This window comes from Polynucleobacter sp. MG-28-Ekke-A2 (assembly GCF_035012985.1).
Lineage (GTDB): Bacteria > Pseudomonadota > Gammaproteobacteria > Burkholderiales > Burkholderiaceae > Polynucleobacter.
In genome coordinates this window covers 18,606-27,508 of sequence record NZ_JAYGQU010000022.1, presented here as the reverse complement: position 1 = coordinate 27,508, position 8,903 = coordinate 18,606, and the positions used below count along the sequence as shown (strand labels likewise).

Annotated in this window: 5 protein-coding genes; all 5 read right to left on the bottom strand. The window is 45.2% G+C overall.

The window, feature by feature from the left end:
- Positions 1–115 precede the first annotated feature (115 nt).
- Positions 116–961 (bottom strand): hypothetical protein, encoded by an 846-nt coding sequence (locus VC188_RS10380; protein WP_323483911.1) that lies wholly within the window; start codon positions 959–961, stop codon positions 116–118.
- A 12-nt stretch (positions 962–973) separates the two neighbouring features.
- Positions 974–2,101, bottom strand: coding sequence for an NAD(P)-dependent oxidoreductase (locus VC188_RS10375; protein ID WP_323483910.1), 1,128 nt, complete (start codon positions 2,099–2,101; stop codon positions 974–976).
- 110 nt (positions 2,102–2,211) lie between these two features.
- On the bottom strand, positions 2,212–4,227 hold the full coding sequence (gene ligA, locus VC188_RS10370) for an NAD-dependent DNA ligase LigA (RefSeq protein ID WP_323483909.1): 2,016 nt from the start codon (positions 4,225–4,227) through the stop codon (positions 2,212–2,214).
- A 9-nt stretch (positions 4,228–4,236) separates the two neighbouring features.
- Positions 4,237–5,307: a cell division protein ZipA C-terminal FtsZ-binding domain-containing protein gene (locus VC188_RS10365; protein WP_323483908.1), complete on the bottom strand. Its 1,071-nt coding sequence runs from the start codon at positions 5,305–5,307 to the stop codon at positions 4,237–4,239.
- Positions 5,308–8,829 (bottom strand): chromosome segregation protein SMC, encoded by a 3,522-nt coding sequence (gene smc / locus VC188_RS10360; RefSeq protein WP_323483907.1) that lies wholly within the window; start codon positions 8,827–8,829, stop codon positions 5,308–5,310.
- Positions 8,830–8,903: the final 74 nt, after the last annotated feature.

The window sequence follows — 8,903 nt, the reverse complement described above, 5'->3', positions numbered from 1 at the left end:
TCCTTGGCTAGTTCGTTGGCTAAGGCTTGTAATTTACTACGATCCATTGTGTGATGTTCCATGTGGCTATCCTTCTGTGAAGGTTAATTGGCCGAGGGAACTTACACAAATTTATTTACAGGGTCAAAAAATCTTTTGGTCTTAATTTTTCCCCAAGAAATAAATAAGCAAAAAGCGCTCCTAAAAAACCAGTTGCATTTAGTATTGGCCAAACAATCATCAAATTCTTTGCTGTAATTGCAAGAACAAACGTAACCTGCGTCACTAAAGTTAGAGAACCTCGAAAATAAAATCCACCGTGCGAGAGAAACTCTTTTGGAAAGAAGTAAACCCAAGAAAGGCCTCGCCCATAAATCAGAAAAACACCAGAAAAAATAAACCTCCAAAATAAAACAGAGAAGGCTGCCGATAATAAGCTCCAAAACTCCCTGTCATGCGTTGTGTTCAACCCAAAAAAGTATGCGCAAACCCCTTGAGTAGTAAGCATTAAAACTAAGACGACTGCAGATTTATAGGTCTTTCTAAAAACATCAAACCCAGTCGAGAAAATAAATAAAACCAATATTGTCGACAAAAATAAAAAGGATATATAGGAGATTGAATAAAAACCTAAAAATGCCAATGCTATTGGAACCGTAACATCAGCAGCTTTTGATAAAACAGCCACATCTGTCACTCTCAGGCGCTTAAACGCAAAAGAAAAAGAATAGGCTACACACTGGATCAAGATCGACATAAATACCAGATCTACAGTCAGCAGATCCTTAAGGCAATTATCAAATGCTGGAGTAAAAAGAATGATTGGAAGCATTAAAAATACTGGCAAAAGATTGTTCCAGTAGCCAATTACTAAAGGGCATGCTTTTTCTTTTTGAAATTGCCTACGGTCAACTACATTAAGTCCAGCGCGACTAAATGTGGAGATAATCGAGGCCAAAACTGGCAAAGAGTCAACCATCAATTAACTGACTCACTAGGCGTACTGATGATGTGATATCCAATTCTCGGCTATGAATCTTTTATCTGGTTCTGGCAGATGTGAAATTGTGTTTCGAGGTGCGTCACAGAGACTTCCAATTGAGTAAATAATTTCTCCCTGTACCAACTCAATAAAGCTGTCCACAACAGCACCATGAACGAAATTTACCGAGTTACCTTTATTGTGGATATACACATACTTATCCTTTAGATCGATCTTGCAGGAATACGTCCTCAATGATGCGGAAGCTGCATCAATCTTGTATCGAAGACATGTTGAGAGCTCATCATCGGACGACGTTGCGCAAAATATGTGAAGGCCACTCTTAAATAAATCCTCATCGGCTACTGATAATGATTTATTCCCAGTAGCGCAGAAGAGAACATCTGCTGATCTTAGAAATTCTGATCTAGGCGACGTATGGAAACCAAGAGATAGGGCTGAAGCAAGCAGAATTGGGTTTGTATCAAAGACATCAACCCTGGCCCCTCTTGATAAGAGTGAAAATGCAATGGATCTTCCAATCTTTCCAAATCCAATGACGCCAACGCGCTTCCCAAGGAGAATTAATCCCTGGGTGCGCATAATCGCTTCGGCAGAAAAAACAATTGCCTGCCCAACCAATGAATCTTCAGGCTCTTTAAGGGGGCTACGAGCTACAGATATTACGGGAACCAGATTTTCATTAGAACGCCTCTGCTTAATCAGAGCATCATATTTCTGATGACCATTCTCAGTGTCTTCAACAATACCAACAATTTGCTTATCGAATATTTTTGTAAGGTCTAAGGCGACATGAGAAAAATAACCGCCCATATCTATTATGGCGAATCGCTCATTCTTGATTAAACGATCAATTGCATTAATAAATTGATCGGGGCTAGCCAGTATCTCACTTCGATCAACATCAAAGACGGGATATTGTTTTTTCAAGGCATCTAAGTTAGCAAATTTTTTGGAACTTGCCTTAGGTATAACTCCAGCTATCCTAGCAACTCCAGCTAATGCGGTTAAGAAATTCAGAAATTCAACATTTGTGTGCATCACTACAAGCACGCTATCTACATTTCTGTATCTATTTGGACTAATAATTGAACTAAAAAATCCAGGATATTTCTGCATGGAAGACTTTCAAACAGAAAATCTTAATGAGGGCTGCTAAAAACTGCCACCTGATTTTTGAGTAAGAAACTACTGACATACGCACAATAATTTGTGCGTATGAATTTCTTTTACTTCAATAAATTCAGCATTGTAGATTCATCAATCACTGGCACACCCAGTTCTTCGGCCTTAGTTAGCTTGCTACCAGCATCTGTACCGGCAACAACATAATCTGTTTTCTTGGAAACCGATCCAGCTACTTTTGCACCCGCTTTTTCAAGGAGATCTTTTGCCTCATCCCTTGTCATCGTTGGGAATGTGCCCGTCAGTACAAAGGTCTTGCCTGCAACCGCTGCACTAATAACTTTTGCTTCTACAATAAGTTGCATTCCAGAAGCTAAGAGTTGCTCAATGACTTCGCGGTTATGTGCTTCTTGCATGAAGCTGGTGATGGAATCTGCAACAACGGGGCCCACATCTTTTACTGTGAGCAGATCTTCAAGATTTGCATCCATTAAGGCATGCATCGATTGATAGTGATTCGCTAAATCCTTAGCAGTAGTCTCGCCCACATGACGGATACCCAATGCAAAGATAAATCTCGCTAAGGTAGTGTTTCTGGATTGATTAATTGCCTGAATGAGATTGTCTGCAGACTTCTCACCCATACGCTCTAGGTTAGCTAGCGCTGTGAAGCCTAACCTGTATAGATCTGCAGGAGTTCTAACAAGGTTGTGATCAACCAACTGATCGACAATTTTCTCTCCGAGACCTTCAATATCAAGCGCCCTTCTGTGGGCAAAGTGAATCAAGGCCTGCTTGCGCTGCGCACCACAGAATAATCCGCCACTACAACGCGCAACTGCTTCATCCGCTAAGCGCTCGATATGGGAATCACATACCGGACAGTTTGTGGGCATCACAAATTCTGTTGCATTGGCTGGACGTCGATCCTTAATCACAGAAACCACTTCCGGAATGACATCACCTGCTCTACGCACTGATACCGTATCGCCAATACGTACGTCCTTGCGTTTGACTTCATCCTCATTATGGAGTGTGGCATTGGTAACGGTGACGCCACCAACTTCTACTGGTGCCAATCTAGCAACGGGCGTAATAGCGCCCGTGCGCCCCACTTGGACATCAATGCCAAGAACGGTGGTTAGAGCTTCTTGTGCTGGGTACTTATGAGCTAAGGCAAATCTGGGGGCTCTCGAAACAAAACCTAACTTAGCCTGCTCAGCAAATGAGTTCACCTTATAGACCACACCATCAATGTCATACGGCAATGAATCCCTCTTGGCCCCTACTTCGTTATAGAACGCCAAGATCTCCTCTACAGAATGCAGCACTCTGCGCTCCGAGCACACTGGTAAGCCTAGTTCAGCGTAAGTATTGAGCAATTCTTCATGCGTTTTAGGTAACCATAACTGAGGCTCTAGAGCACCCAAGCCATAAGCAAAGAAAGAAAGCGGCCGTTTAGCAGTGATCTTCGAATCCAATTGACGAAGACTACCTGCCGCTGCATTACGTGGGTTGGCGAATTCTTTCTCACCCAACTCTGCAGCTTGTCGATTCATCTTCTCGAAGTCTTTGAGGTACATAAAGACTTCTCCACGCACTTCTAGAACTTTCGGAATATTCTTGCCCGTGAGCTTGAGTGGGATAGCGCGAATCGTTTTGATATTGGCAGTGACATCTTCACCGCTGGCGCCATCGCCTCGGGTTGCCGCCGTTGCCAGTGAGCCATTTTCATAGCGAAGAGAGATTGCCAGGCCATCAAACTTTAATTCACCCGCATAAGCCACATGATCAACATGAAGAGCCTCACGACAACGACGATCAAAGGCAATCAACTCACTATCTTCAAATGCATTATTTAAAGAAAGCATTGGCACTGCATGAGCAACAGAATCAAACCCCTTTAATGCCGCTCCGCCTACCCGCTGAGACAGGGATTCTGGGGTAATCCACTCGGGATGAGCGGCCTCAATATTAATTAACTCTCTATAGAGACGGTCGTATTCAATATCAGGAAGAAGCGGATTATCTAAAACGTAATAGGCATGCTCTAAGCGCGCAAGCTCGGCTTGTAAGAATGCGTAACGCTCCGCTAAATTTGTCGGACTAGTGGACGACAACGTGATTTCCTAGCTAAATAGTCTGCTAGCTGTAGAAGATCCAGCTGGAACGCCAGATTTCTCAAGATTGGCATAGAGAACATCGAGATGCTGACGAATGCTGATGACCGCAGCCTCACTCAAATTGATACCATTGTCATCCACTAAGCGGCCATGGGCAGCTTGTGCAATCTCCACGCCTTCAGAGAGCATTCTTTCAAATGCGCGCTCTTCTTGTGGCACCAAGGGAACTTCAAGCAATAAGGTCACCTGAGTTACCGATTTATTTGGATCAAAATCAGTGCTACTAAAAAGCACTACGCCTTTGCTGAGATATTCATATTGGCGGCCATTACGAGATAACTTAAATCCACGTTGACGCATGAGCGCATCAAAGTTACCCCATGGACACGGCTCATCAAAGAGCACATTGATACTCAATTGAATATCGCTTTCAGCAGCCATGACATCTAATTCATTAGCACTTTCCAACATCGCGCTCACGCTGGGCATATCGATTTGTGAACCCAAAGTCTCAGCAAGCGCTTGGGCACGAGAACAAAAATCGGATAGCTCTAGAACGCCGATAGCGCCTTTGCGGCTTGCTAGCTGAATAGCTAGCTGTAAATCAGAATATGTAGAGTCAGGATGAAGCTCTTCCCAGTCTTCAGCAACATCTAGATTAGCATTTAAGCCTTCACACATCCAGCGTGCAGTTGATTGCGCCTGAAGATCAGTCCAGGCATTAATTTCTTCTAGAATTTCTGAGCCGCTAATGGCCTCATCAAAGCGCAGTGTGATGACACAATCAATCCGCGGATCAATCGCAAACTTTTCTGGGGCTGGAATAGTTGTTAATGCTTCGCCGAAGCTGGGCTCAGTACGCCCTGCATCGCCATCAGCAAAGCCTTGACCAAATCTAGGCTCTTTTCCAAAGCGATCATCTACAGAATATTCACTGAGCTCTTTTGCCTTACGACGAGCACGAGCATACTTAATATTCAGAACCGCGACTGCTATCAGAATTAATAGCCCAATAACAGCCAGTGCTAATTGCAAATCAGACAAACCCAACATCGTCATGATTTGTTCTATGTACACTTAGGCGGCCTCCACCATTGAAACAGCAGAAGAGATGTCTACCGCAACAATGCGGGATACGCCCTGCTCTTGCATCGTGACACCAATCAATTGATGTGCGATTTCCATAGTGATCTTGTTATGTGAGATAAACAAAAACTGTGTCTTATCTGACATTTTGGCTACTAGCTGTGCATAACGCAAGGTATTTGCATCATCTAATGGAGCGTCCACCTCATCGAGCAAGCAGAATGGGGCTGGATTTAAGAGGAAGAGCGAGAATACCAAGGCAATCGCAGTCAAGGCTTTTTCACCACCAGAGAGGAGGTAAATGGAACTGTTTTTCTTGCCAGGAGGCTGGGCCATTACCTGTACGCCAGAATCCAAAATCTCTTCACCAGTCATTACCAATTCAGCATGACCACCACCGAATAACTCAGGGAAGAGCTTACCGAAGTGGGTATTGACCTGGTCAAAGGTGCCCTGCAATAGATCACGTGTTTCAGCATCGATTTTGGCGATCGCATCTGTCAGAGTCTGCATTGCTTCATTCAAGTCGGCAGACTGCGCATCCAAGAACTGCTTGCGTTCACGAGAGCTTGATAACTCATCCAAAGCAGCCATATTGACTGGGCCTAAAGACTGAATTTCAGTATTCAAGCGATTGACTTCGCTCTGCAATGCGCCAACTTTTAAGTCAGCACTGAAATTTGCCTCAAGTGCAGTAAGGTCAGCCTCTGCATCAGATAACAATGTGGCAAATTGCTCAAAGTTCAAACGGGCAGCCTGCTCACGCAATTGCAAGTCCACCACTTTGTCACGCATTGGCTGTAGGCTGCGCTCAACTTGCATACGAGACTCATCGGCTTCACGCAATTGATGCAATAAAGCATCCTGCTCAGTACGAGCATTCGCTAAGGCAGCTTCACGTGCACTGCGCGCTAGCAATAGACCTTGTAATTTATCTTGCGCCTCTTCGTCGCTCAGAGTTTCTAGTTCTTGAGCGGCAGCATCATGCTTATCCTGAATTTCCATGATCTGAGTTCGGGCAGTACTTTGATCACGTTGCAAATCAGTGATGCGCTGCTGCAATGAACGCGTTGCAAAGGCCGCCTCTTGAGCAGCCATTTCAGCGGAACGGAGTGACTCACGCAAACGATCGCGCTCTTCAGTAGAGCGCTCTAATTTTTCTTGCGCTACTTGCAAAGCTTCTTGCAAGCCTTCTTTAGATTCTTCTGATTCAAGCAACTCAGCAGCAGACTGCTCTTGGGTCTGACTCACTTGCTCCATCTGTTGGCGCAACTCGCTTAACTCACTCTGAATCTGTGCTGCACGTTGACTGTATTGCTCTTCAGCTTGAGTTAATTGCATTCTTTCCACTTCAAAGCCGTGCGATTCCTGAACAGCATGTTCTGCATTCTCACGAGCATGTTCTGCTGCTTGGTGAGCTGCTTGATAGTTAGCAACACATTGATCCAACTCACCCTTGAGTTCACTTTGCATGAGTTGTTGTGCGCGCAATTGCTTCTCGAGACTTTCCATCTCTTGAGCACGCGCCAACATACCAGCTTGCTCAGAATCGGCTGCATATAGTTGTACGCCAACACGACTCACCAAATGACCTTGCTGGGTAACGAATGCGCCACCAGCTGGTAATTTTTCACGGCGATGCAAAGCATCTTCAAGACTGCTAGCAATGTAGATCTTGTCTAGCCACTCTTGAAGAACAGAGGTCAATCTTGCAGCGCCTGCACTTTGCACGCGACTCAATAATGGTGTGAAGTCCGCTGGAGCAGAAGTATGTGCTGGCGTAATTTCTTCTGCAAGCAAAATTGCTAAACGGCTTGGGGGCGCATCATTAGCCAGGGCCAATGTTTCTTGCACACTCTTTGCAGTCACAGCAGCCAAACGCTCACGCAGTACGGATTCCAGCGCAGTTTCCCAGCCACTCTCTACTTTAAGTTCTTGCCAGAGGCGCTTGCTTTCTTTAAGGCCCTTGCTTTCAAGCCAAGGCCCAATCTTCCCTTGAGCTTGCACGCTTGCCTGCAAGGCAGTCAATGCCGTCAACTTGGCTTCAGTTTGAGCAAGATCTTGATTGGCCATTTGAATCTGTTGTTGCGCAGTATTACGGGCTTCATCAGCAGCCGGAACGCGTTGTTGGGTTTCAACAGCGCGCTGCTTAGCCTCCTCCACTTTGCGGGCGGCCATGACCTGACGATCAATTGCTGTTTGTAAAGCTTCAGCATCAGGACGGCGTAAGCCATCGAATTCACCAACAAGGCGAGTTTCGCGCCCCTTCAATTCATCCGATTGAGCTGACATTGAACGAAGACGTTCACCCAAACTGGCTAAACGTTGCTCAATAGATGCAACTGAATCACGTGCGCTATTGAGTTCGCGTGAGGCATTTTGATAAGCCTCTTCACGACTTGGCATTTGCTCTTGCAAACCATTTAAATCGGCTAAGAGTGTTTGTTCTTTTTCAGCGGCTAAAGACAACTCATGCTCAGTAGTACGCTGCGCTTGTGCTGCATCTGTTTCTTGCACGGTCCAGCGCTGTAACTGCGCTTGTAGATCCTGAGTTTGCTGCTGCAAACGTTGACGCGCCTCTTGCACATAAAGAATCTGTGCCTCAACCTGACTCACATCAGAATTGGTTTGATATAAATCACCTTGCGCTTGAGAAACTTTATCTTGTAATGCGTACTGTTGTGTACGCATAGTTTCTAGTTCAGCCTCGACATGGCGTAGCTTAGCTGTCTGTTCTTCCAGGCCAACTTGCGTATCGCGAATACCGTTAGCATGACGCTCTTGCTCTTTACCCGCCTCGGTCTGGCGCACAAACCAAAGCAGTTGTTGCTGGGACTTCATCTGTGTAGAAAGCTCAGCATGACGCTCAGCAACAGTGGCTTGTTTTTCTAAGCGTGTTAACTGTTGATCGAGTTCACGCAAGATATCTTCAACGCGCGTTAAATTTTCTACCGTGTCTTCTAAACGTGAGGCGGTTTCTTTGCGACGCTCTTTATATTTTGAAACACCAGCGGCCTCTTCCAAAAACACACGCAACTCTTCTGGCTTTGCTTCCAAAATGCGGTTGATCGTACCTTGACCAATAATGGCGTAACCTCTTGGACCCATACCGGTGCCCAAGAAAATATCTTGAATATCTTTACGACGTACTACTTGGTTATTCACGTAGTAACTTGAATTTCCATCGCGAGTTAAAACGCGTTTAATACCCAATTCTGTAAAAGCACTCCACTGGCCTTGAGCGCGCCCTTCAGTGTTATCAAAAATGAGTTCAACACTAGCGCGCCCAGATGGCTTACGCAAACCAGAACCATTAAAAATAACGTCCTGCATCGATTCGCCACGCAACTCACTGGCGCGGGACTCTCCCAAAACCCAGCGGACGGCGTCAATAATGTTCGACTTTCCGCAACCGTTAGGACCCACGACACCAATGAGTTGGCCAGGCATTTCAAAATGGGTTGGGTCTACGAAAGACTTAAAGCCGGAAAGTTTGATGGATTTCAGTTGCACGGCGTACTTTGCAGGGAAAAAAGGGGTTCAAATAAAGGGGTAAAAATTAAAGCTAAAGTGGGAAGATGATAGCA